The sequence below is a fragment of the Arthrobacter sp. NPDC093139 genome, assembly GCF_044754165.1.
GTDB lineage: Bacteria > Actinomycetota > Actinomycetes > Actinomycetales > Micrococcaceae > Arthrobacter.
In genome coordinates this window covers 204,789-226,602 of record NZ_JBIVOO010000002.1, presented here as the reverse complement: position 1 = coordinate 226,602, position 21,814 = coordinate 204,789, and the positions used below count along the sequence as shown (strand labels likewise).

The window sequence follows — 21,814 nt, the reverse complement described above, 5'->3', positions numbered from 1 at the left end:
GACAGCCACGCCGCCGTAGTCAGGGCCTCAAATCCCGTTACCGAAATTCCCTCGTCAGATCATGGAACCGATCTGGGTGGCCGGACACTATGAGGTATGGGCGAAGAACCGGATGTCTCGGACGAGGTGTTGTGGAGCCAGGTTGTCAACGGTGATGGTGACGCCTTCGGCGTTCTCTTCGACCGCCATCATGACCGGGTGTGGCGTCATGCTCTGAAAGTGGTGAGCGTGCCTCACTTGGCTGAGGACATCACCGCCGTGGTTTTCTATGAGGCATGGCGCCGGCGGGCCAGTGTCCGAATGGTGAAGGACTCGATACTGCCCTGGCTGCTGGTCACCGCGAACAACACCCTCCGCAACCACGTCCGCCAGCAACGCCGCTACAGGCACTTCCTCAACCAACTCCCGCCGCCACAGGATGCGGCAGACATCGCCGACGACATTGCCGAAGCCGACGAATCCAGAATCAGGTCATCTGCCCTTCGGGAAGCCTTTGCCAAACTAAGACCGCCGGAGCGCGACGTGCTCACCTTGTGCGTCATTGAGGGCCTGGGAGTCAAAGAGGCCGGCGCTGCCCTTGGCATCGCCGACGGAACAGTGAAGTCCCGCCTGCACCGGGCGAAATCCCGGCTCGGAGGCCTGTTCAGCCAAGTAGTGCATGAACAAGACCTTGGCGCACAGGCAATTCTTGGACGGAGAACATCATGAACACATCCCAGTTCCAGGCAGACAGGCGTGAAGCGCTACGCAAGCAACTCGTCGAGCTGCCAACCCTCGCCGGGGCCGAGGACCCCAGCAGGTACAGGCCCGGGAAGGCAACGCGCAGCCACGGCCCCCTCAGCCACCAGACCGAGTCTTCCCTGCTGGCGCTGAAACCTGCCCCACCGGCCCGCCCCCACCCCACCCGGCGGGTCTTGCTCAGCGCCGCGGCGGCAACAGTCGGGGCACTGGTGGTCGGGCAGATTAGCATTACGGCGCAAAGCGCGCACGCAGCAGGGGTCTTGCGGAAGGTTGCGGATCAGTCAATGACCTTCGTCGATCCCGTGCCAAAGCCGGGCGAGTACCTGCTGGTCCACACTCACGCCAACTGGGGTGCTTCCGGAATGGATCAATCGGGAAATATGACACACCGCATGAACGTGCAGACCATCGACGTTTTCGTTCCCGGCACCCCCGGTGAGGACTGGGTGCTCAGGCGGGACTGGGGCGACGCCGCCCCGGTGCCCATGGGAATAGAGGTCATCCGCGCCAAGAACGGATATTTTTATGGGGGACCGTGGACCCTGATGACCGAGCACGAGCTGGACGCTCTGCCGCGTGACGGGCAGGCGCTGTACAACCACTTCAACTCCCAGTACCAGGGAGGTTCAGCCTCACGGGATGAGAACAACTTCGTGCGTATTACCGATATCCTGCGGATGGGACTCATTCCTGCCGACCTGCGCGCAGGCCTTTACAAGGCGCTGGCCATGATTCCCGGGGTCACAGCCAGCGAGCAAGCTAACTTCGATGGCAAGGTCGGCACAGCCATTGGGCGGACAGAGCCCCTCCGTGCGGGGCAAAGGGCAGAGATGATCATCGACCCCGATACCGGGCTGGTCATCGGCGAACGAACCATCATGACGTACGCAGCCTTCGGTTTCGGCTCCAATGAAGTCGTCGGTCACACCGCCATCGACTACCGAATCGTCGACTCCGCGCCCGAATAGGAGGTCGGAGAGACTAACCCGATTCTCCACGAAAATGAAACCGGGATTAGGTTGAGCTGTGCGGAGGGCTCCATGTGCCCACAGTTTCGGGTGGGGTTACCGAGTCGCCTGGCGTAGGCGCACCGCCTGCATGCCGCCGTCGACGGCTATGGACGTGCCCGTGGTGGATCCGGAGAGGGGGCTGACGAGGTAGGCAACGGCGCCGGCGACCTCGTCCGCGGAAACCAGTCGGCCATGGGGCTGGCGGGCTTCAAGGGCGGCGCGTTCCGCAGCAGGGTCTGGGGCCGCCTCCAACAGGCGGGAGACCCATGGAGTGTCAGTCGTCCCGGGGTTGACGCAGTTCACCCTGATTCCTTCACGGAGGTGGTCCGCCGCCATGGCTCTGGTCAGCGACAGAACTGCACCTTTTGTGGCTGAATACAGGGCCCGCTGCGGGAGACCGGCCGTCGCGGCAACCGAGCACATGTTCACGATGGCGGCCGAGGGCGACTTCCGCAGCGCCGGAAGCGCCGCTCGGCTGACACGCACCATGCCTACGACGTTGACGTCCCACACGCGGTGCCATTCGTCGTCGTCGTTGTCCGCCACGGTGCCCTGGGCACCGATGCCCGCATTGTTCACGACTATGTCCAGCCGGCCGAAGTGCTCCAGGACGGAGCCCACGGCGGCACGGACGGAGGCGTCATCGCTCACGTCGCAGATCGCAGGGAAGGCGCCCCGCGTTGATCTCGTTGGATGACGGTCCAAAACCGCGACGTCAGCTCCCAAGGCCTGAAGTCTGCCGACGATCGCATCGCCAATTCCGGATGACCCTCCAGTCACGAGGGCCACCAGGCCCTGCAACTCACTCATGCGCTGTAGGTTCTGCTCCACAGAATCAATGTAGCCCTGACCGATGTGAACGCCCCCGGACACACCAGCCCGTTGAGCGGATCCTAGTGGGCGTTCCGTTCGATGCACTGGCCGATGATGCGCACGCCTTCCGGGAAGGCACCCGGGTTCGGTCCCGAATAGTTGAGCCTGATGAACGGGCCCGCCGGCTCTGCCGGGAACCACTCCCGCCCGGCGGCGATGATGACCCCGGCGCTTTCGCAGTCGCGGGTCAGCTGTTCGAGGTCGGTCCCGTCGGGCAGGCGGGCCCAGAGGTTCAGGCCGCCTTTGGGTACCTGCTCGATGTGCGCCTGCCGGGCATGCTCGCGCATGCTGGTGACCAGGAGGTCGCGGCGTGACTGGAGCTGGTGACGCAGGCTGCGCAGGTGCGTCTGCCAGCCGGGCTGCGTCACGACGTCGAGCGCCGCGGCCTGGAGCAGGCCACTGACATACATCGACTCGGCCGCCCGGTCCGCGAGGATCCGCTCACGTGCCGGGCCGCGCGCGATGACAGCGGCGATGCGGATGGCCGGAGACACGCTCTTGGTCAGGGAGCGAAGATACACCACGTGGCCGGAGTCGTCGCGGGAGGCAACGGGCACCGGATTGGTGGTGATGCCGAAGTCGTGCGCCCAGTCGTCCTCCACCAGAAACGCACCCTTCGCGCGCACCACATCCAGGACTTCTTCGCCCCGCCCCGCGGCCCACTGCGCACCGGTGGGGTTCGCGTAGTTCGGCTGGGCGTAAAACAGGCGAGCGCCGGTTTCGTCAAAAGCCCGGGCCAGTTCTACCGGGTCCGGCCCGTCCGGTCCGCTGGGCACCGGGACAACGCGGACGCCGGCCTGCGCCGCCGCCAGGATGGCGCCCCAGTATGTCGGCGATTCCATGAGCAGGGGCTGCCCGCGGCCCGCCAGGGCGCTGAAGATGGAACTGAGCCCGCTCTGGCTTCCCGGCAGTACGACGACGTCGCTCGGGTTCGGCGGCGTGGTTCCGGCCAGCGTCGAGGCACCGAGTTCATGGGCGAACCACGATTGCAGTTCCGGCAGGCCGGCGGCGGGCGGGCGGGACACCGCGGCGTCGCCGCGTGCTGCACGGGTGAGGGCGGCACGCACCAGCCGTTCGGGCAGGAGTTCCCGGTCCGGGTAGCCGGCATGGAAGGCGATGGCGTCATTGGCCACGTCGCGCATGGTGGTGGAGGGCGACGGGAGCGGCGTCAGAGGTGAGCGCAGGGCCGCCGTCTGCCAGCCATAGTCCGATGGCCTGGCAGTGCGGACTGCCCGCACGAACGTCCCCACGCCGGGCCGGCTCTCGATCAGGCCCTGCCCGGTGAGGGTCTGCAGCGCTTTCTGCACCGTGACCGGGCTGGCCTGGTACTCAGCGACCAGGGACCGCGTGGACGGCAACTTTGCGCCGGGCGCGGCCTTGGAGATCCATTCCCGCAGTCGCGTTGCAATCCGGGAACTGCTATCGTTATTCATGAGAGACAATAGTAGCGCTACTACGCTGATTCGCCCAGTGGTATCGTCCGGTCCGCGCAACGGACTGTGGTGGGGCCTCCTCGGAGTAGCTGCATTCTCGTTCACCGTCCCGTTCACGCGCGTGGCCGTGGCGGGGCTTTCCCCGCTGTTCATCGGCTCCGGCCGCGCGGTGGTGGCGGCGGTCCTCGCAGTCTTCGCGCTCTCCCTCACCCGGCAGCGCCTTCCTCGCAGGGCACAGTGGGCACGGCTGGCCGTGGTCGCCGCCGGAGTCGTCGTCGGCTTTCCGCTGCTTACGTCATTCGCCCTCACCACCGCGCCCGCCAGTCACGGCGCCGTCGTCATCGCCTTGCTGCCGGCCGCGACGGCAACGGCGGCCGTCCTTCGGGGGCACGAACGGCCACCTGCAGCCTTCTGGGCCGTGACGGCCATGGGCGCACTGGCGGCGATCGTCTTCGCCTTCGCCCAATCCGGCGGCTTCGGGCAGCTGCACTGGGCGGACTTCCTTTTCCTCGGCGCCGTCGCGGCCGCGGCCATCGGATACGCCGAAGGCGGGCTGCTGGCCCGCGAACTCGGCGCCTGGCAGACCGTCTCCTGGGCCCTCGTTCTCGCATCACCGCTCATGGTGATCCTGACGGCACTCGCCGTTGCCCAGCAGCCCCTATCCGCGACCCCGGCCCAGTGGACGGCCTTTGCCTACCTCGGCGTCGTCAGCATGTTTCTGGGATTCTTCGCGTGGTACCGCGGCCTTGCCATCGGTCCGCTGGCCCAAGTCAGCCAGGTTCAGCTCATCCAGCCCGTGCTGACCATCTGCTGGGCCGGACTCCTGCTCGGCGAGACCCTGACCTGGACCACCATCACGGGAGGTGTCGCCGTCATTCTGTGCGCAGCCGCCGCAGTCCGCGTCCGGCTCCACCCGCGGCCGGCACCACCCGGGGCCGGCACCACCGCGCCCCGATGACCTGCACCACGTCCCCTAACCAACCACAGGAAGATGCCATGTACATCCCAGCCCACTTCGCCGCCGGCCCCGACGCAATCCACGACCTCCTTACCCGGCCGGCCGCGGCCAATCTGGTCACCATGACCCGACGGGGCCTGCTCGCCACCATGGTGCCCTTCGTCTACCATCCATCGATCGGTGAACACGGCGCCCTGCAGGGACACCTCGCCCGCAACAACCCTCAGGGCTCCGAGCCGGCAACGGGGGAATCACTCGTCATCCTCCAGGGCGCGGACGCCTACATTTCGCCGTCGTGGTACGCATCGAAGGCCGAACACGGACGGGTTGTGCCGACGTGGAATTACTCGACGGCGCATGTGTACGGGACGCTTGCGATCCATGACGACCAAGCCTGGCTGGGCAACCACGTCAGGCAGTTGACCGACCTCAACGAAGCGGGATCAGAGCGGCCGTGGAGCGTGGACGATGCCCCGGAACGCTACGTTTCAGGACAATTGCGCGCCATCGTCGGCATCGAGCTGCTCATCACCAGGATCGAGGCGAAGACCAAGCTCAGCCAGAACCGGCCCGACGCCGACATTGACGGAGTTGTGGCGGGGCTCGGCGCCCTTGGGCAGACGGAGGCGGCCGCCGACGTCGAACGGGCACGGCGAAACCGCCCTTGACGTCCACGGAGCCCGCTGGCAACGTCGTGTCCACCGGCCGCGAAGCGGCGGCCGGAATTAGGAGAGGCGGTGCCGAGGAATGGAACAGGAACCGGCCAATGACATCCGCATTGTGCCCGCGAATGAAGCGTCCTGGGATGATCTGAAGGCCGTCATGGGCACGCGCGGCGAGGCTTCCCGCTGCATGTGCCAGTGGTTCAAGATCCGGGACAAGGACTGGAAATCCGTTCCCGTTGAGGAGCTCGCCGCGCGCCTGCACGCACAGGCAGGGTGCGGGAACCCCGGCGCCAAGTCGACGAGCGGACTCGTCGCCTACCTCGGAGGCGAGCCGGCAGGCTGGTGCGCCGTGGAGCCCCGCACGGCCTACATCCGCATGCTGCGCATGCGCGTCCCGTGGGCGGACCGAAACGAAGACAGGGCCGACGACGCCGTCTGGGCCGTGACCTGCTTCGTCACCCGCACCGGCTTCCGGCGCCGCGGGGTCAGCCGCGCGCTGGCAAGCGCCGCCGTCGAGTTCGCCCGCGAGCGCGGCGCCCGGGCCATCGAGGGCTACCCGATCGTTACCCGGCCCGGGCAGCAGTACTCCTGGGGCGAGCTTTACGTCGGCAGCAGCGGCGTCTTCACCGATGCCGGGTTCTCGGAGGTCAGCCGGCCGACGCCGCGGCGTGCCGTCATGCGGATCGACTTCCCCTAGCCCGGCTATTCGCGGCACGCTCCGCCTGTTCGCCGGCCCCGCCGAGCGGCGTTGCGTTTTGCGCAAAGAATAGTAAGCATGCTTTGCTTACCGGGTAAGCATTACTCCCGCAAGCAGTTCGCGGCGGGGCCCGACCGAGCCGGCAGCCCCGTGAAAAGCCCAAAGGAATGAACATGATTACCCTGAACGAACGCCCGGACGCCACAAAGAAGACAGCCCGGGCGGGCTGGGCCGGCGCTGCCGCCGGCCTCGGCGATGACACGCTGTCGGCCCTGGATACCGGGCTGATGACCACCTTCAGCTCCCGCGTGCACTGCCGCAGGCCTATGGAGCTGGTGGACCCAAATGAACTATCCCCGGGCCAGCCGCTGCACGTGGACGGGCTTTCCTTGGCCCAGCCGGCCCCGGCCGAGCAGCCGATCACCTACCGCTGCCAGTGCGGCTTCACGATGGACGAAGCCGCCGTCCGCGACTACGCCGCCGCCAGCTGACATCTGCGCACGTGGCAGCGGTCGCTTCGAAACCCAACAGCGCTCAAACGTAGCTCGGAACCTCCAGGCTCCGGAACTCCGAACCCTGGAAGATGAGCGGGTCCCGGCTGTTGTCCCGGACGGAGGTCCCATGGACCCGGAGCAGGACAACCGTGTGGTCCCCGGCCGGGACTTCGCTCTCCACCGAGCAGTCCAGCCAGAGTCCGGCATCGTCCAGGAAAACGGCTCCCGGCTCCGTGGCGGTGAGCCCCACACCGGCGAAACGCTCCGCCGACTTCGAGGCAATCTGCCGGCACACGCCGCTTTGCGAAGCGGCGAGGACCGAAACGCCGATCCGCCCGCCGGCCCGGACCAGCGGCCAGGTCCTCGAGACGTTCTGCACGGCAAACATCGCCAGCGGCGGATCCAGCGAGACGCCCACGGTGAAGGTCGATGCCACAATCCCCTGTGGCACCCCGTTCACGAGAGTGCACAGCGCCGCCACGCCGGACGGGACGTGCCCGAAGGCTTCCCGCAGGGAGGCCTGGTCCAGGTCACGGTTCAGGACGCTATTCGACGGCTCATGGTTCGGATACAAGGAGCTCTCTTCTCTTCAGGTCTGATGAATCATCATCGCTCTCATAGGCGTTGCCGGGCCGGGCCAGACCGTAGTGGTCGCGGAGCGTCGTGCCGGAGTAGCTGCGGCGGAAGAGGCCCCGGGCACGCAGGATCGGGACGACGTGGTCCACGAACGCGTCCAGTCCGGACGGAAGCACGGGCGGCATGATGTTGAAGCCGTCCGCCGCTCCGTTCTCGAACCAGCCCTGGATCGCGTCGGCAACCTGTTCGGGTGTGCCGGAGAAGGTCCTGTGGCCGCGGCCGCCGCCGAGCCGCCCGATGAGCTGCCGGACGGTAAGGCGTTCCCTCCGGGCGAGGTCCACGATCAGGGTGTACCTGCTCTTGGCCCCCTCGATGGCATCCTCGGAGGGGAGGTCCTCCGGCAGCTGTGCGTCCAGCGGGAGGGATTCCGGGGACACCCTCAGGACGCTGGCCAGCTGCTTCCGCGCGTGCTCTGGGTGGATGAGGTCGTCGAGCTGCCGTTCCAGTCGGCGCGCTTCGTGCTCGGTGGATCCGATGATGGGGACAATGCCCGGCAGAACCTTGATGGTCTCGGGATCCCTTCCGACGGCGGCGGCCTTCTTTTTCAGGTCGGCATAGAACCGCTGGGCTTCCGGCAGGGTCTGCTGCGCGGTGAACACCGCCTCGGCGTACCGGGCCGCGAAGTCCTTGCCGTCCTCCGAAGAGCCGGCCTGAACGATAAGCGGATGGCCCTGCGGCGGCCGCGGCACGTCCAGCGGCCCCTGGATCCGGAAGTATCGCCCGGCGTGGTTCACTGCGCGGACACGGGAGCTGTCCGCCCAGAGCCCGGCAGCTTTGTCCCCGACGGTGGCCCCGTCCTCCCAGCTGTCCCAGAGCTTCCGGGCCACGTCCAGGAATTCGGCGGCGCGCTCGTAGCGCCGCCAGTGTGCCGGCTGGTCCTCCAGTGAGAAGTTCCGCGCCGCCGCTTCACCGGCGGTGGTCACCACGTTCCAGCCGGCGCGCCCGCCGCTGATGTGGTCCAGCGAGGCGAAGCGCCGGGCAAGGTTGTAGGGATCGTTGTACGTGGTGGAGGCCGTCGCGATCAGCCCGATCCGCTCCGTGACGGCCGCGATAGCGCTCAACAGCAGCGTAGGCTCGAGCGTGCCGTACGGGCGCTGGCGGACGTCGCCGTGAAGTACGGGCGAGTCGGCGAAGAAAATCGAATCGAAGGTCCCCCGTTCGGCCGTCCGCGCCAGCCGCTGGAAGTGCGCAAGCTGTGTGCCCGCAAAGCTGTCGGTTTCGGGCAGCCGCCAGGACGCCTCGTGGTGTCCGGTGCTCATGAGGAAGGCATTCAGATGAAGCTGGCGTCCGCCGTCGGCCGCTGCACGTGTGGATGCAGTCATAGTTGGTTCCTTACGGTGTTGGAGGGGGCGCCGCTAGGCGGCTTGTGATCCGACGGCGGTCCGCCAGCGGGAGAAGTGGCGTTCGACGGCGACGAGCAGGTAGTTGACCAGAAGGCCGAGGAGCGAAACAGTGAGGATCCCCGCATACATCTCCGGGATGAGGAAACTCATCTGTGAGTTCACGATCAGGTATCCCAGGCCCGCTTTGGCTCCGACCATCTCGGCCGCGATGAGCACGAGGATGGAGGATGTTCCGGCCATGCGGATTCCGGTGAAGATGGTGGGCACCGCTGAGGGCAGGATGACCTTCTGGAAGAGCTCGAAGCTGGACAGTCCGAGCGAGCGGGCCGCCCGGATGAGCAGCGGATCCACCGTGCGGACGCCGGCGATGGTGTTCAGCAGCACGGGGAAGAACGCCGCGTAGGCCACGATGCTGATCTTGGACGTTTCCCCGATGCCGAGGAGCAGCGTGAAGACCGGAAGCAGCGCCAGGGCGGCGGTGTTTCGGAAGACCTCCAGGAGCGGATTCAGGAACCTGTCCAGGGACCGGTACCAGGCAACCAGCAGTCCCAGGGCCACGGCCGCCACCACGGCGATGCCGAAGCCGCTGGCCGAGCGGCTCAGGCTTGCCGCCAGGTGGTTCTGCAGCTGGCCCTTCTCAACGAGGGATGCCAGGGCCTCGAGCACCACGTGCAGCGGCGGGAGGAACACCCGCGTGGAGGCGGGTGCCAGATAAGTGGGGCCGAGCTCCCACAGCAGCAGGAACAGGAGGATGGCGCCTGATGCCCAGAGTACGCGCCCCGCATGCCGGGCGCCGGAGCGGAACCTGGCGGCGGCCGCCCCGGGTATCCCGGCAACCGGCCGGTTCCCTTGCGTGACGTCCGCTGTGGCGGCTGCCGTGCCCGCGGTATCGGCCAGGGTCTGCTGGTTATTGGTCAGGGTGGAAGTGCTCATCATGCTGCCTTTCCGGTGGAGGGGACCGGTGCCTCGTCAGGGGCTGAACCGTCCGGCTGGATCTTCGCGTGGCCGGCCTGCTGTGCCCGCCGGACCTCGTCGTGCAGGAGCGACCAGACCTGGTGCCGGTGCTCGACGAACGCCGCGTTGGAGCGGACGTCCTCATCCCCGGACCGGTCGCCCAGATCGATGTCCACAATCTGTTTGAGCCGGCCCGGACGGGAACTGAGGACCGCGACGCGCTGGCCCAGGTAGACGGCCTCGTCAATGCCATGAGTGATGAAGATGATGGTCTTGCCCGTAGTGGCCCAGATGCGCAGCAGTTCGTCCTGCAGCTGCTCGCGGGTTTGGGCGTCGAGCGCCGCGAAGGGCTCATCCATTAGCAGGACGTCCGGCTCATAGGCCAGGGACCGGGCGATCGCCACGCGCTGCTTCATTCCGCCGGACAGCTCGTGCGGGTACCGGTCCTCAAAACCGCCCAGGCCCACGAGCTCCAGGTATTCGCTGGCCTTGCGGGCACGATCCCTCCGGCTGAGGCGCTTCCCGTCGCTGCCCGGTCCTTCGAGGCCGAAGGAGACATTCGCGGCGGCGGTCCGCCAGGGGAAGAGCGCGTACTGCTGGAAAACTACGGCGCGGTCCCGGCCAGGTCCCGTGACTTCCCTGCCGTCCACGAGAACCCTGCCGGTATCCGGCTTGCTCAGGCCGGCAAGCAGGTCAAGGAGCGTGGTTTTGCCTGAGCCGCTCGGGCCAACGAGGGTAATGAATTCCCCCGCGGAAACGTCGAGGGAAATCCCGTCGAGGGCCGTCAGGACAGACCCTTCCGGATTCTCTTTCGTTGGCCTGACGGTGAATCTTTTGGTGATGTTCTGCAGGCTGATTTTCGGTATGGGGCCGGTACCGGAGGTCATGGATGGGTTCCCTTCAGCAGGTCGTCTGGAGTCGTCGTAGCGCCGGTGGTTGGCTCGTGTCCACCATCAGAGCAGAGATGAATCCAGGGCCTGAAGAGCCTGGTCATGAGGGGAAACCGGACGTAATGCGCCGCGTCAAGAAGCCGTTCCCGCCGTATGGGCGCCGGTCGGTCACGCAGCGCAACAGGCCGTAAGAAGGGGTACATATAACGACGTATTCGGTTCCGCAGGAGGGGATGCATGCCCGTCTGCCGGTCAATGTGTCGCGGACGTTAAAGAGGGCTACGGGGCGTGACTGGAGACGTCATAAGGCATCCAGCGGGAGCACCGGGCAGAAAAAGTGCCCACTCTCCCGATTGTTACACGAGGCGCTGTGCTCGGCCTCGCGCGCCCGCTGCCAGCAGGGATTCATGATTGCTTGTCACGCCCTGGGCGCGGGCAGGGCTCACGTGCGGGCAATCCGCGAGAAGGCACCCGCGCCGGAAGGAGCCTCGCGGTAAGCGTCGAGGGAGGCGCCTCGCATCGTCAGCCGCCTCGGCGCGGCCACGCGGACACCGTGGGCGGGTGTGTTTCCGGCCAGCCGGTCCACGAGCATGTCCACGGCCAGCTCGGAAATCGGCTCAGCCCCCGCGCCGGCCGCCGCAGGATCAGCGACGCCGGGAACCAGTACGTCAAAGCCGGCGGGCTGCATGACCGCTGAAATGACCACTTGTGCGATCCCCCGCCTGGCGAGTTCACTGACAGTTCCGTCGTCCGCCGCGTGGGGCGGCAGGGCGCCCACAATGATTCCGTCGGCACCGCCGGCCAGCATGAACTGCCGCCATGCGCCGCCCAGGATGATGACTGCCTGGTAGCCGTGCTTCGGAAGGATGGCCGCGGCCGCCGCAGCCAGGGCGCGGTCCGGCGGCCATTCCAGGTCGCCGATGGCAATGGCGACCCGGTCCGTCCGGCCCAGGCGCATGCCCCGGGCCGCCTGGTTCGGCACGTACCCGAGCTCGGCGGCGGCAGCGATCACCCGGTCGTGGGTGGCCTGGCTGATCCTGGTAGTGCCGCCGTGCCGTCCGGACAGCACGTAGGACACCGTGGTGAGCGAGACCCTGGCCTTGACGGCAACGTCACGAATAGTCGGGTTTGATCCATTTTTCATAGTTCAGCCGTCATTGTGTGGATGGTTGGTGATGGTTCGAGCAGTGTCCCAGCCGTACCGCCGGCGTCATCAGGCAAATCCATCGTCACATCCCCGCTGGACGGCCGATTTTATGCGCTGGGGTGTAGAGCGCCCCGGCCCCTGATGCCCAGGCCGGCATGGGCACACACATGGCAGACCAGCCGGGGAAGACGCCCTCCGCGGCAAGTATGTGGTTGTGGGACCAAGGTGTCCGGGCGGCCATGACTTCCTCCAAGCCTGCACGACTATCTGTCCGTCGAACAGAGTTCATAGTGCGCCGGCGGGGTTCTGAAAACCTTGGAAGAGAGGTCCGGGACGCCAATCTGCCCACCCGAATTGGTGGTGTGCCACCACCAAGCGTCAGGCGCCCATGCCCGACACTCCCTGGTTATTGCCGTTTTATTGCCGTGCTCCGTTCAGGAGGTGTACGGCACGCGCTCCCAGCTGAGCGCCTCTCCGTTTGACGCGTTGGGAGCAACGGTGACCCGCAGCCATTCGTTGGACGTGGCCGCGCCTTCCACCGTCACGCGGCGCAGGTTGCCTAGGGGTTCCTGGCCGTAGACCTCAAGCCACGGCGATCCCGCAGCCAGGGGCGAGTCGTCGTTGTAGATGTGGGAGTCACCGTTGAAGAGGTAGACCTGCCCGCCGAACTGCCGGGAACCTTGCGCGATGGCTTCGACGATCGGCCGGAAGCCGCTGACCAGCTCGGGGTTTTTCTTTACTCCCTGGGAGAGCACGTAGGGATCGAACATGTCGGCCTGCGTCATCACGACCACGGCACGGGCGTTGGTCCGCCGGGCGTCGGCAAACGTCTGCTTCAGCTGCGCGACGTCCGCCGCAGTCCGGGACCGGACTTCCGCGAGCTGCTCGGTAGTGGGTTCGTCAAGTCCAAGCCCGGTCCACGGGAGCTGCGAATTGTTCGAGCCCTGGACATTGACGACAGAGAAGGCCACACGCTGCTCTGCAAAGGTGACGTTCTCGGGCAGCCCCGCCTCATCAGCCGACTTTACGGGCATGTTTCCGCCGAGTGTTTTGCCGGGCTCGGCAAAGAACACCTCGCGCAGCTCATCCAGACGCTCCAGGGGATTGTAGGAACCGTTGTTGACGCGGTGACAGTCAACCCATTCATTGTCGCCCGGCGTGTAGACCAGCGGAGCCTCGAACCGATCAAACTGGGCCTTGATGGCGGCGAAGTATTCATTGCTGCACTCGGCCGATCCTGCCTTGATGTCGCCCAGGTGCGCCACGAAACTCAGCTCGTCCTGGGTGTTCAGTTCAGTGACCATCTGCGGAAAGCGGTCAACCTGCTCGGAACCGTAAGGCACATCGCCGATCACGCCGAAGGAGAAAGAGTCCGGGTTGGGCTGGCGGCCCTGGTCGTCGGCAACGGCGGCGCCGGCGAAAGCGGCGGAGGAAAGGAGGGAAAGTGCAGCAGCGGCACCCAGGATTCGGGCGCGTGTAGGCAGTGGCATGGCATGCTCCGTCACATCGTGTTGGGTCGGTGATGAGGGCGAAGCTAGCCGCCACAGGCCACACGCACGGGAAGGTAAGGCGTCGCGGAAGTGAACACGGTTCCACAAGCGGCCGCACCGGCCCTGGGTCGCAACTGAACTGTTCACCATAGTTTCACCAGGGGTCTTGGTACAGGTGGCATGCTTCAAACTATGGATAAGCAGGACGAAACACCCCGCGCTATGGCCGACTCGAAGGTCTGGGAAGCGCTGCACGCAGCCCACACCGCCTACATGGCAGCAACCTCGCCGGCATACGACGAGGTCCTCACGGAAGTCGCTGATCGAGTTCAGGCGACCGCCAGTATCGGCAGGGCCGATATGGGGGCCCTGCTTTTCTGGAAACGGCTCCGTGCGGATACACCATGGGTCCGGGACCTGATGAAAATGCGGGATCTGGAAGTGCGTGCGGTGACGGAGCAGGCTGTAGCTGCCGTGAACGACCTCTCGCTCTCCGTACCTAAAGCGGCTTCTGCCGGCCGGAGCGCACTGTCGCCCTTGCCTGGCTTCGAAAAGGGAGACGCCTACGCGTCAGCTCTTCTGCTGGCTGCAGCGCCTTTGCGGATGGCAGTGTATGACCGGCGCGCCAACGCCGGGCTGGAGTCTTTGGGCCGAACGCTCACCGCAGCACCCGGCAGGTACAAGCGCTACATGGAGTTCGTGGAAGATCTGCGGTCGATCGCGAAGCGGCACGGTCAGACCTGGACTGCCAGAGATGTCGACGTCGCCCTCTACTGGCTCGGCGGCCCGAATCGGCTGCCAGCATAAGGCGGGCCCGGCTGAGCGCGTTTGGTGACAGGCTGCGGGCCGTCACCAAAGCCCGGCCTGCTCTCTTGTAGACACCCAACAAAATCCCATCGTCATGGAAAAACTAGCGTCGGCTGTGAGGCAAATCCGCAGCTAGTCAGCGCAAAGGACCATCAATGACGATCCAGGCAGCACTTCCCGCACGATACGAAATTCTCGAAACCGCCCGCCAACAGGTCCTCGAGGACGGCCGGGGCCTGACGCAGGACCAGCTGGTGGACGTCCTGCGCCTGCCCGACGAAGCCATCCCCGCTGCACTGCAGCTGGCCCACGAGGTCCGGCTGCGCCACTGCGGCGAGGACGTCGAGGTGGAGGGCATCATCTCCATCAAGACGGGCGGCTGCCCCGAGGACTGCCACTTCTGCAGCCAGTCCGGGCTCTTCGACTCCCCCGTGCGCGGAGTCTGGCTGGACATCCCCGAGCTGGTCAAGGCGGCGAAGGAAACGGCCGCCACCGGTGCCACGGAGTTCTGCATCGTCGCCGCTGTCCGCGGCCCCGACATCAAGCTCATGAACCAGATCAAGTTCGCGATCGACCGCATCAACGAAGCTGTGGACATCAACATCGCCTGCTCGCTGGGAATGCTCACCCAGCGCCAGGTGGACCAGCTGGCAGAGTGGGGCGTCCACCGCTACAACCACAACCTGGAAACGGCGCGCAGCTACTTCCCGGAGGTGGTGACCACCCACACCTACGAGGAACGTCTCGAGACCTGCAACATGGTCAAGGCCGCGGGCATGGAACTGTGCTGCGGCGCCCTGATCGGCATGGGCGAATCCCTGGAACAGCGGGCCGAACTTGCGGCCCAGCTCGCCGCCCTCGAGCCGCACGAGGTTCCGCTGAACTTCCTGAACCCGCGGCCCGGAACCCCGCTCGAAAACCAGGGCATCATGGACGGCAAGGACGCCCTCCGCGCCATCGCCGCGTTCCGACTCGCGATGCCGCACACCGTCCTGCGTTATGCGGGCGGGCGCGAACTGACACTCGGCGATCTCGGCACCCGCGAAGGCCTCCTCGGGGGCATCAACGCGGTCATCGTGGGCAACTACCTCACCACCCTGGGACGGCCTGCGACGGCCGACCTCAACCTCCTGGTCGAGCTGAACATGCCCATCAAGGAACTCCAGAAGTCGCTGTAAGCATGGTCTCGCTAAGCTCAACCACCGGTCCGGCACAGTTCTGCGGGCTCTGCGGCGAGCCGTCCGACGGCGGCGACGGCCCGGCGTCGAACCTTCACCACCGCTGCGCGGAGCGCCTGGCGATGGAACCGCCGCGCTACTGCGCCGCCTGCCGGCGCCGCATGAAAGTCCAGGTGACGCCGCTGGGCTGGACGGCGGAATGTTCCCGCCACGGGGTGGTTGCCAGATGACACGGGTATCGGCGCCAGCTGCAGCACAGGCGTGTCTGGTCCAGCGGGACCGCGCACGGTTGTGGCATCCCTACGCGCCGGCGTCCCCCGACCTTCCGCTGTGGGAGGTGGAGGCGGCCGACGGCGTGCGGCTGCGGCTCCGCGGGGACGACGGCAGGCAGCATGAGGTGGTGGATGCGATGTCCTCGTGGTGGTCGGTGATCCACGGCTACCGCCACCCTGTGCTGGACGCCGCCGCGAAGCGGCAGCTGGACTGCTTCAGCCACGTGATGTTCGGCGGCCTCACCCATGCCCCGGCCGTGGAACTCGCCGAGCGCCTGGTGGACATGGCCCCGTCGGCGCCGGGCCGGTCCCGCCTGGAGCGCGTGTTCCTGGCCGACTCCGGTTCGGTTTCGGTGGAAGTTGCCCTGAAGCTTGCGGTTCAGTACCAGACCGCATCGGGTATGCCATCCCGGCAGCGGTTCCTGAGCCTTCGCGGCGGATACCACGGCGATACTTTTGCGGCGATGGGCGTGTGCGATCCCGTGGACGGCATGCACTCGGCCTTTCCGGGGCTGCTGGCCGGCAACGTGTTTGCGCCCCGTCCCCCTGCCGCTGCTTCCGCGACACCCGAGGCGGTGCAGGCGTGGGCGTCAGAGCTGCGGGACCTCGCGGCCGCGCATTCCGGGGAGCTGGCGGCGATCATCGTCGAACCGCTCCTCCAGGGGGCCGGCGGCATGCATGCCTACCCGGGCGAATGCCTGACAGCACTGCGCCAGGTGGCGGACCGGCACGGGCTGCTGCTCATCTTCGATGAGATCGCCACCGGCTTTGGCCGCACCGGGGAGCTGTTCGCGGCCGCCCATGCCGGCGTCGTGCCGGACATCATGTGCGTGGGCAAGGCCCTGACCGGCGGGTACCTGACGCTCGCCGCGATGCTCTGCACCGCGGACATAGCAGCCGCCGTGTCCGGCGGCCCGTCGGGGGCGCTCCTCCACGGCCCCACCTTCATGGGAAATCCGCTGGCCTGTGCGGTGGCGAACGCCAGCCTCGGCATCATCGACGACGGCGGCTGGCGTACCGACGTCGCCCGCATCAGCGCGGGACTGGAGGCCGGGCTGGCCCCCGCTCTGGAACTCGAGGCCGTCCGCGATGTCCGCACCCTCGGCGCAGTCGGAGTCATTGAACTGCACGACTCCGTCGACGTCACAGCGGTCACTGCCGCGGCCATCCGGCACGGCGTCTGGGTCCGCCCCTTCCGTAACCTCGTCTACACCATGCCCCCGTACATCAGCACGGCCGCTGACATCGAACAGATCACCGCCGGCATGACGGCGGCCGTCGCCGAAGTCCATGAGGCCGAAGTGCATGGGCACGTCGCGGCGCGGAAGTGCGCCCCAACGAGAGTGGGCGGTGCGGGATGAGCGCTTCGATGACGCAGTGGCTCCAGCGGCAGGCCGCAGTCCGGGACCGCCGCGGCCTGGTCCGCCGCCCGCTCCCCCGCGCCGCCGGCGAACAGTTCATCGACCTGGCCAGCAACGACTACCTTGGCCTGTCCGCGGATCCGCGGCTCGCGGACGCTGCCGCGGCTGCTGCGTCGCGGTGGGGCTCGGGCGCCACATCCTCGCGGCTGGTGGCCGGCACCACGCAGCTGCACCTGGACCTGGAGCAGGAACTCGCCCTCCTGGCCGGCATGGAGACGGCACTGGTGTTCTCCTCCGGCTACCTTGCAAACGTCGGTGTTATCACGGCGCTGGGCGGGCCGGGGACACTGATCGTCGCGGATGAACAGTGCCACGCCTCGATGATCGACGGGTTCCGGCTCAGCCGCTCACGCACGGAATCGTTCATGCACAACGACCTTGGGGCGGCCGGCCGCCTGCTGGCTGACCGGACGGAGCCCCGGGCGATCATCGCCGTCGAATCCCTGTACAGTGTGCTGGGCGACGAAGCCCCGCTGCCGGACCTGCTGGGCCTGGCCGAGCAGCATGACGCGGTGCTGCTGGTTGACGAGGCGCACAGCCTCGGCATCACGGGCAGCGGCAGCTTTCAGGGCCGCGGTTCCGTGGCGGGGACCGCCCTGGCCGGGCATCCGAACGTGATCGTCACCGCGACGCTGTCCAAAGCCCTGGGCAGCCAGGGTGGAGCCGTCCTGGGATCCGCCCTGCTTCGGGAACACCTCATCAACCGGGCCCGGAGCTTCATTTTCGATACCGGCCTCGCACCCGCCTCCGCAGCAGCGGCCATCGCCGCGGTACGGATCATCCGGGACGAACCCTGGCGGGCGGAAGCCGTCCGCAGCAACGCGGCGGCGCTTGCCGCCGGGCTCGCGCCTGCCCTTGCAGCGCTCGGCGCCGCCGTTTTCCCGGCGTCGGGAGCCGTCCAGTCCGTCACCATGCCGTCCGCCGAATCTGCCCTGGCAGCGGCCGAAGCCGCCCGCACGGCCGGCGTCCGGATCGGCTGCTTCCGCCCGCCGTCCGTCCCGGACGGAGTCTCGCGTTTGCGGCTGACCGCACGCGCCACCCTGACACCCCAGGAAATCGAAGACAGCTGCGCGGTGCTTCGCAGCATTTTGGAGGAACTGCCATGAACCTGCCGGACATCATTCTGGTCACGGGAACAGACACGGGAGTGGGCAAGACAATAACGACGGCGGCCCTCGCCGCCGCCCTTGACAGGCAGGGCAGGAGCGTCGCGGTCTACAAGCCCTGCCAGTCAGGAGCCGCCGTGGGTGATTCCGATGCGGCCGAAATTGTCCGGCTCGCCGGAGTCGTGTCAGCACAAACCGGCGTCGTGCTGCGGGAGCCCCTGGCCCCGGTGGCGGCTGCCGCCGTCGACGGGACGCAACTCCCGCGGGTGGCTGCGCACGCGGAGAAGATCCGCGACCTTGCCGCATGCCACGACCATGTCCTGGTTGAGGGCGCGGGCGGCCTGCTGGTGAAGCTGGACACCCACGGCGGCACCCTGGCGGAACTCGGGGCGCTCCTGGCGGCGGCATTCGTGCTCGTCGCCCGGCCGGGCCTGGGAACGCTGAACCACACGGACTTGACCCTTGAGGCGCTGGAGGCCCGGGGCCTTCGGACCCTGGGGATCGTGCTCGGCAGTTGGCCCGCCGATCCGGACCTTGTGCACATCGGCAACCGGCACGTGCTCGGATCGCTGGGCGTGCCGTTACTCGGCGCCATTCCCGAGCACGCCGCGGCACTCTCCCCGGCCACCTTCCGTGCCGAAGCGGGCGCCTGGTTGAACGGCCTGTCCGCATGAGCCCGGCGTTCTCCCCTGCGGGATCCGCGGAGCCGCTCATCGAAAGCCCGGAGCCGGCGGAACGCCCCGGCCAGGCCCGATGCCCCTATCTGGTGGTGCGTGACCCCGAGGTCGTCAAGGAAGCCCTGCACCGGCCCTCCGACTTCAGTCCCGCGAATGCCCTGATTGCTGTCACACCGCTTGCGGGTCCCGCCCTGCGGGTGCTGCAGCGCATAGGGTTCGCGTTGCCTCCGGTCCTGGCCAGCAACGACACCGACACGCATGCGGGGATCCGGAAGGTCGTGGCGGGCTATTTCACGCCGGCGAAGGTCGCCGCGATGGAGCCGCGTATCCGGGAACTGGTGCGGGAAGCGGCGGGGAACGCGGCCGGGCAGCTGGAGCAGTCCGGCCAGGTGGACCTGGTGCAGGCGGTGGCAGCGTTCCCGCCCGCCGTCGTCATGCTCGAACTCCTCGGGCTGCCCATACGGGACCTGGCAGCCCTCAAAAAGTGGGGCCTGGACTCCATGGAACTGTTCTGGGGATGGCCCGGCGAGGAGCGGCAGCTCGAGCTCGCCCGCAGCGCCGCCGACTTCTACGTCTGGCTGCGCCGGCTCGTCGCCGAGTCCGAGGCTGCCCCCGGACGCAACCTGTTCAAGTCGCTGTCCGAACACGGACTCTCCAGGCCGGAAATGTGTTCGCTCGGCTACTTCCTGCTGATCGCCGGCCAGGAAACAACCACCCAGCTGATCAGCACCACCCTGTTCCGGCTCCTGGAGGGATCCGCACCGCTGGAGTGGAAGGACGCAGCCTCCGAGGACGGCTCCAGGTCCGTTGTCCGGCACGTGCTTACTACCGAATCGTCGGTCCCGACATGGCGCCGCGTGGCCGCGCAGGACACCCTGCTGGGCGAGGACCTGATTCCGGCCGGCACCGAGATCCTCCTCGAACTGACCGCGAACCACATCACGGCACCGGCCGAGCCCTCCCTGCCCGGCACGCCGGGCAGGGACACGCCGTCCCCCTTGGGCTTGGTTTTCGGATCGGGCATCCACCGGTGCCTCGGCGCCAAGCTGGCAGAACTCGAGGCGTCCGTCACCGTCCAGGAAACTGCCGCCGCGCTGCCGGGAATCCGGCTGCTGGACCATGAGCCCGAATGGATCCGGCTCCTGTCCTTCCAGGCGCCCCGGACCGTCACAGTGGTGAACAGGCCGGGTGAGAGGTTGTAGGTCCTCGGTGCTGCTGATCCAGGTTCCCTGGCTAGTCTCCCCGCGCCTTTCGGGTTGCGGCGTCATTGGCTTTCTGGAGGGCTGTGACGAGCTCGTCCTTGTTCATTTTCGAACGGCCGTCGATGTTCAGTTCCTGCGCACGCTTATAGAGATGCTCCTTCGACGCGTTCGCATCCACGCCACCGGCCGTGGGTTGAGACGAATCCAGTCCCTCCTCCGCGCGCTTGTCTGACGGTCCGCGCTTCTCCTTCGGCTCCCAGTGGTCGCCCACCTTCTCGTAGCTGTGCTTCAGCGAGGCGTACGCTGCACGGGCAGCCCGGCTCTCGTCGTTGTCGTAGGACTCGAGGGCGGAATCATAGGTTTTGGCGAAAGTGTCCTGGGCTTTCTGCTCTGAGCGCTGCAGGGTCGAGGGAAGCTCGTCCTTGCGGGCGTGATCATTCTTGCCGGTCTTGGGCATGTCACTCACTCCTTTGTCCGCACGTTGATCGTTCGGATAGCACCAGCTTAATTGCCATGTTTATGACGCCGGCGGATCCTGTTTAGCGGCAAGAACCGCAAGGTCGTAGATGAGCTGCTGCACTTCACGTTCACGGCCTTGAGGGGGCAATGTCCGCGGCTTTGGAGCGGCCGGATCTGCCGGCGCAGGCCTAGGAACGGGAGACGAGCCCTTTGACGGCTCGATGGAAATAGGCTCCTTGTCCACAAACGGATCATGGAAAATTACTCGTACCATTCGTTGCCCCCCATTGCTGTATCTGCAGCTATCCAACAGCGAATCTGAGCATCTTTCCAGTCCCCCTCATGCAGCGTCACAGGAATCACGGGCGGCCTCGTGGATAGGGATCGGACAGCCGGGCGTGCCGGACACGGGAGCCAACCCGGGGTATTGAACGCTTGTTCAACCTTCGCTACTGTCCTCCATATGAGTTTGATCACAATGCGCGAGAAGCCGGTCAAGTCCATCTACTGAACAAGGAGATTCACCTTGAAGAGACCCATGAGCATTGCCTACACGAGTATCGCCGTCGTGTCCCTGCTGGCCGCCGCCGGCTGCGCCGCCGTCGACCAGGGCGCTGAGGGTGCGGACAAGAGCCGCAACTCCGAGAATTGTGCAGTACAGGAACACGCGATGGGTCTGCGCTGGCAGCAGCAAAGCGCCGAGGCACAGGCGTTGCAGTCCCAGACCTACCGGATCGCTGGCGAGCGCCTCGAGGAGAGAGTCAAGCAAGCCAAGTCTAAGAACCTCGCGATTATCACCGATCTGGACGAGACCGCGATCGACAACACCGAGCTGTTGGCCCGCGACATGAGCGCCTGCCACGACTACAGCGTCTGGGATACCTGGGGCCAGTGGGAGCTCGAGGGCTCGCCATCCGCGATCCCGGGCGCCGCCGAGTTCCTCAAGACTGCCGATGAGATGGGCGTCTCGATCTACTACCTCTCCGACCGGACCGAGGAGAACCTCGATGCCACCATCACCTCACTGAAGGAGCTGGACTTCCCCCAAGTATCAAAGGACCACGTGCGGTTGCTGGGCCCGTCGAAGGAGGAGCGGCGCACCAAAATCCAGGAGGAACACGAGGTCATCATGCAACTCGGCGATACCCTACATGACTTCGCTGGGGACTATGCCCACGCGGATCTGGACCAGCAGCGGCAGCTCGTTGAAGAAGACGCTAAGCACTTCGGCGACGACTGGTTCATCCTGCCCAATCCTACCTACGGCTCTTGGGAGGATGCCGACCTCGACACGTGGAACGCCGAGCTGGAAGTCGCAAAGTGATCTTCCTACGGGCATTCCCGGAGCCTTTGCACGATCA

At 66.6% G+C, this 21,814-nt stretch carries 23 protein-coding genes; 14 read left to right on the top strand and 9 right to left on the bottom strand.

What is annotated here, in order from left to right; translation table 11 throughout:
* Window positions 1–96: 96 nt before the first annotated feature.
* Window positions 97–708 carry an RNA polymerase sigma factor gene (locus ACIP90_RS04165; RefSeq protein WP_400577212.1) on the top strand — a complete coding sequence of 204 codons (612 nt, stop codon included), beginning with the start codon at window positions 97–99 and terminating at the stop codon, window positions 706–708.
* On the top strand, window positions 705–1,709 hold the full coding sequence (locus ACIP90_RS04160) for a hypothetical protein (RefSeq protein WP_400577211.1): 1,005 nt from the start codon (window positions 705–707) through the stop codon (window positions 1,707–1,709). The genes ACIP90_RS04165 and ACIP90_RS04160 overlap by 4 nt, the downstream gene beginning before the upstream one ends.
* Window positions 1,710–1,805: 96 nt before the next feature.
* Here the strand turns inward: ACIP90_RS04160 and ACIP90_RS04155 are convergent, their stop codons facing one another.
* Window positions 1,806–2,561, bottom strand: coding sequence for an SDR family NAD(P)-dependent oxidoreductase (locus ACIP90_RS04155; RefSeq protein WP_400577209.1), 756 nt, complete (start codon window positions 2,559–2,561; stop codon window positions 1,806–1,808).
* A gap of 83 nt (window positions 2,562–2,644) precedes the next feature.
* The gene (locus ACIP90_RS04150; RefSeq protein ID WP_400577208.1) at window positions 2,645–4,057 is read right to left on the bottom strand and encodes a PLP-dependent aminotransferase family protein; all 1,413 of its coding nucleotides are present in this window, start codon (window positions 4,055–4,057) and stop codon (window positions 2,645–2,647) included.
* Here ACIP90_RS04150 and ACIP90_RS04145 point away from each other — a divergent pair.
* The 4 genes from ACIP90_RS04145 to ACIP90_RS04130 all read left to right on the top strand — a co-directional run bounded on the left by ACIP90_RS04145 (window position 4,056) and on the right by ACIP90_RS04130 (window position 6,868).
* Complete coding sequence (locus tag ACIP90_RS04145) at window positions 4,056–5,015, top strand: DMT family transporter (RefSeq protein WP_400577207.1); 960 nt, start codon at window positions 4,056–4,058, stop codon at window positions 5,013–5,015. The genes ACIP90_RS04150 and ACIP90_RS04145 overlap by 2 nt on opposite strands.
* 38 nt (window positions 5,016–5,053) lie before the next feature.
* Complete coding sequence (locus ACIP90_RS04140; RefSeq protein WP_400577206.1) at window positions 5,054–5,683, top strand: FMN-binding negative transcriptional regulator; 630 nt, start codon at window positions 5,054–5,056, stop codon at window positions 5,681–5,683.
* Between the two features lie 79 nt (window positions 5,684–5,762).
* Window positions 5,763–6,377 carry a GNAT family N-acetyltransferase gene (locus ACIP90_RS04135; protein ID WP_400577205.1) on the top strand — a complete coding sequence of 205 codons (615 nt, stop codon included), beginning with the start codon at window positions 5,763–5,765 and terminating at the stop codon, window positions 6,375–6,377.
* Between the two features lie 173 nt (window positions 6,378–6,550).
* Window positions 6,551–6,868 carry a hypothetical protein gene (locus ACIP90_RS04130; RefSeq protein ID WP_400577204.1) on the top strand — a complete coding sequence of 106 codons (318 nt, stop codon included), beginning with the start codon at window positions 6,551–6,553 and terminating at the stop codon, window positions 6,866–6,868.
* A 43-nt stretch (window positions 6,869–6,911) separates the two neighbouring features.
* Here ACIP90_RS04130 and ACIP90_RS04125 read toward each other — a convergent pair whose 3' ends face one another.
* From ACIP90_RS04125 to ACIP90_RS04100, 6 genes are all read right to left on the bottom strand, one after another.
* On the bottom strand, window positions 6,912–7,445 hold the full coding sequence (locus tag ACIP90_RS04125; RefSeq protein ID WP_400577203.1) for a flavin reductase family protein: 534 nt from the start codon (window positions 7,443–7,445) through the stop codon (window positions 6,912–6,914).
* A complete protein-coding gene (locus ACIP90_RS04120; RefSeq protein ID WP_400577202.1) occupies window positions 7,429–8,829 on the bottom strand; it encodes an LLM class flavin-dependent oxidoreductase in 1,401 nt (466 codons plus the stop codon). Before ACIP90_RS04120 ends, ACIP90_RS04125 begins: the two co-directional genes overlap by 17 nt.
* A gap of 33 nt (window positions 8,830–8,862) precedes the next feature.
* Window positions 8,863–9,783 (bottom strand): ABC transporter permease, encoded by a 921-nt coding sequence (locus ACIP90_RS04115; RefSeq protein WP_400577201.1) that lies wholly within the window; start codon window positions 9,781–9,783, stop codon window positions 8,863–8,865.
* Complete coding sequence (locus tag ACIP90_RS04110) at window positions 9,783–10,691, bottom strand: ABC transporter ATP-binding protein (RefSeq protein ID WP_400577199.1); 909 nt, start codon at window positions 10,689–10,691, stop codon at window positions 9,783–9,785. Before ACIP90_RS04110 ends, ACIP90_RS04115 begins: the two co-directional genes overlap by 1 nt.
* Before the next feature lie 445 nt (window positions 10,692–11,136).
* Complete coding sequence (locus tag ACIP90_RS04105; RefSeq protein WP_400577197.1) at window positions 11,137–11,838, bottom strand: LacI family DNA-binding transcriptional regulator; 702 nt, start codon at window positions 11,836–11,838, stop codon at window positions 11,137–11,139.
* A 437-nt stretch (window positions 11,839–12,275) separates the two neighbouring features.
* The gene (locus ACIP90_RS04100; RefSeq protein ID WP_400577195.1) at window positions 12,276–13,331 is read right to left on the bottom strand and encodes a hypothetical protein; all 1,056 of its coding nucleotides are present in this window, start codon (window positions 13,329–13,331) and stop codon (window positions 12,276–12,278) included.
* A gap of 192 nt (window positions 13,332–13,523) precedes the next feature.
* On the opposite strand from ACIP90_RS04100, the gene ACIP90_RS04095 reads away from it, so the two are divergent.
* The 7 genes from ACIP90_RS04095 (at window position 13,524) to ACIP90_RS04065 (ending at window position 19,994) form a co-directional block, all read left to right on the top strand.
* The gene (locus ACIP90_RS04095) at window positions 13,524–14,138 is read left to right on the top strand and encodes a hypothetical protein (protein WP_400577193.1); all 615 of its coding nucleotides are present in this window, start codon (window positions 13,524–13,526) and stop codon (window positions 14,136–14,138) included.
* A 155-nt stretch (window positions 14,139–14,293) separates the two neighbouring features.
* The gene (gene bioB, locus ACIP90_RS04090; RefSeq protein WP_400577191.1) at window positions 14,294–15,316 is read left to right on the top strand and encodes a biotin synthase BioB; all 1,023 of its coding nucleotides are present in this window, start codon (window positions 14,294–14,296) and stop codon (window positions 15,314–15,316) included.
* Window positions 15,317–15,318: 2 nt separating this feature from the next.
* A complete protein-coding gene (locus ACIP90_RS04085) occupies window positions 15,319–15,546 on the top strand; it encodes a hypothetical protein (protein ID WP_400577190.1) in 228 nt (75 codons plus the stop codon).
* Entirely contained in the window at window positions 15,543–16,949 is a 1,407-nt protein-coding gene (locus ACIP90_RS04080) for an adenosylmethionine--8-amino-7-oxononanoate transaminase (protein ID WP_400577188.1), read from the top strand. The genes ACIP90_RS04085 and ACIP90_RS04080 overlap by 4 nt, the downstream gene beginning before the upstream one ends.
* Before the next feature lie 8 nt (window positions 16,950–16,957).
* The gene (locus ACIP90_RS04075; RefSeq protein ID WP_400577186.1) at window positions 16,958–18,115 is read left to right on the top strand and encodes an 8-amino-7-oxononanoate synthase; all 1,158 of its coding nucleotides are present in this window, start codon (window positions 16,958–16,960) and stop codon (window positions 18,113–18,115) included.
* A complete protein-coding gene (gene bioD, locus ACIP90_RS04070) occupies window positions 18,112–18,789 on the top strand; it encodes a dethiobiotin synthase (RefSeq protein WP_400577184.1) in 678 nt (225 codons plus the stop codon). The genes ACIP90_RS04075 and bioD overlap by 4 nt, the downstream gene beginning before the upstream one ends.
* Complete coding sequence (locus tag ACIP90_RS04065; protein WP_400577182.1) at window positions 18,786–19,994, top strand: cytochrome P450; 1,209 nt, start codon at window positions 18,786–18,788, stop codon at window positions 19,992–19,994. Before bioD ends, ACIP90_RS04065 begins: the two co-directional genes overlap by 4 nt.
* A gap of 31 nt (window positions 19,995–20,025) precedes the next feature.
* Here the strand turns inward: ACIP90_RS04065 and ACIP90_RS04060 are convergent, their stop codons facing one another.
* Window positions 20,026–20,451 carry a ChaB family protein gene (locus ACIP90_RS04060; RefSeq protein WP_400577181.1) on the bottom strand — a complete coding sequence of 142 codons (426 nt, stop codon included), beginning with the start codon at window positions 20,449–20,451 and terminating at the stop codon, window positions 20,026–20,028.
* Window positions 20,452–20,979: 528 nt separating this feature from the next.
* Between ACIP90_RS04060 and ACIP90_RS04055 the strand changes: the two genes are divergently transcribed.
* Window positions 20,980–21,777 (top strand): 5'-nucleotidase, lipoprotein e(P4) family, encoded by a 798-nt coding sequence (locus ACIP90_RS04055; RefSeq protein WP_400577179.1) that lies wholly within the window; start codon window positions 20,980–20,982, stop codon window positions 21,775–21,777.
* Window positions 21,778–21,814: the final 37 nt, after the last annotated feature.

Coding starts and splice junctions, on each gene's coding strand:
- ACIP90_RS04150 (WP_400577208.1), bottom strand. CDS start 4,057: ATGAATAACGATAGCAGTTCCCGGATTGCAACGCGACTGCGGGAATGG.
- ACIP90_RS04105 (WP_400577197.1), bottom strand. CDS start 11,838: ATGAAAAATGGATCAAACCCGACTATTCGTGACGTTGCCGTCAAGGCC.
- ACIP90_RS04165 (WP_400577212.1), top strand. CDS start 97: ATGGGCGAAGAACCGGATGTCTCGGACGAGGTGTTGTGGAGCCAGGTT.
- bioD (WP_400577184.1), top strand. CDS start 18,112: ATGAACCTGCCGGACATCATTCTGGTCACGGGAACAGACACGGGAGTG.
- ACIP90_RS04085 (WP_400577190.1), top strand. CDS start 15,319: ATGGTCTCGCTAAGCTCAACCACCGGTCCGGCACAGTTCTGCGGGCTC.
- ACIP90_RS04130 (WP_400577204.1), top strand. CDS start 6,551: ATGATTACCCTGAACGAACGCCCGGACGCCACAAAGAAGACAGCCCGG.
- ACIP90_RS04135 (WP_400577205.1), top strand. CDS start 5,763: ATGGAACAGGAACCGGCCAATGACATCCGCATTGTGCCCGCGAATGAA.
- bioB (WP_400577191.1), top strand. CDS start 14,294: ATGACGATCCAGGCAGCACTTCCCGCACGATACGAAATTCTCGAAACC.
- ACIP90_RS04080 (WP_400577188.1), top strand. CDS start 15,543: ATGACACGGGTATCGGCGCCAGCTGCAGCACAGGCGTGTCTGGTCCAG.
- ACIP90_RS04140 (WP_400577206.1), top strand. CDS start 5,054: ATGTACATCCCAGCCCACTTCGCCGCCGGCCCCGACGCAATCCACGAC.
- ACIP90_RS04145 (WP_400577207.1), top strand. CDS start 4,056: ATGAGAGACAATAGTAGCGCTACTACGCTGATTCGCCCAGTGGTATCG.
- ACIP90_RS04060 (WP_400577181.1), bottom strand. CDS start 20,451: ATGCCCAAGACCGGCAAGAATGATCACGCCCGCAAGGACGAGCTTCCC.
- ACIP90_RS04115 (WP_400577201.1), bottom strand. CDS start 9,783: ATGAGCACTTCCACCCTGACCAATAACCAGCAGACCCTGGCCGATACC.
- ACIP90_RS04095 (WP_400577193.1), top strand. CDS start 13,524: ATGGATAAGCAGGACGAAACACCCCGCGCTATGGCCGACTCGAAGGTC.
- ACIP90_RS04100 (WP_400577195.1), bottom strand. CDS start 13,331: ATGCCACTGCCTACACGCGCCCGAATCCTGGGTGCCGCTGCTGCACTT.
- ACIP90_RS04155 (WP_400577209.1), bottom strand. CDS start 2,561: ATGAGTGAGTTGCAGGGCCTGGTGGCCCTCGTGACTGGAGGGTCATCC.
- ACIP90_RS04120 (WP_400577202.1), bottom strand. CDS start 8,829: ATGACTGCATCCACACGTGCAGCGGCCGACGGCGGACGCCAGCTTCAT.
- ACIP90_RS04065 (WP_400577182.1), top strand. CDS start 18,786: ATGAGCCCGGCGTTCTCCCCTGCGGGATCCGCGGAGCCGCTCATCGAA.
- ACIP90_RS04110 (WP_400577199.1), bottom strand. CDS start 10,691: ATGACCTCCGGTACCGGCCCCATACCGAAAATCAGCCTGCAGAACATC.
- ACIP90_RS04160 (WP_400577211.1), top strand. CDS start 705: ATGAACACATCCCAGTTCCAGGCAGACAGGCGTGAAGCGCTACGCAAG.
- ACIP90_RS04075 (WP_400577186.1), top strand. CDS start 16,958: ATGACGCAGTGGCTCCAGCGGCAGGCCGCAGTCCGGGACCGCCGCGGC.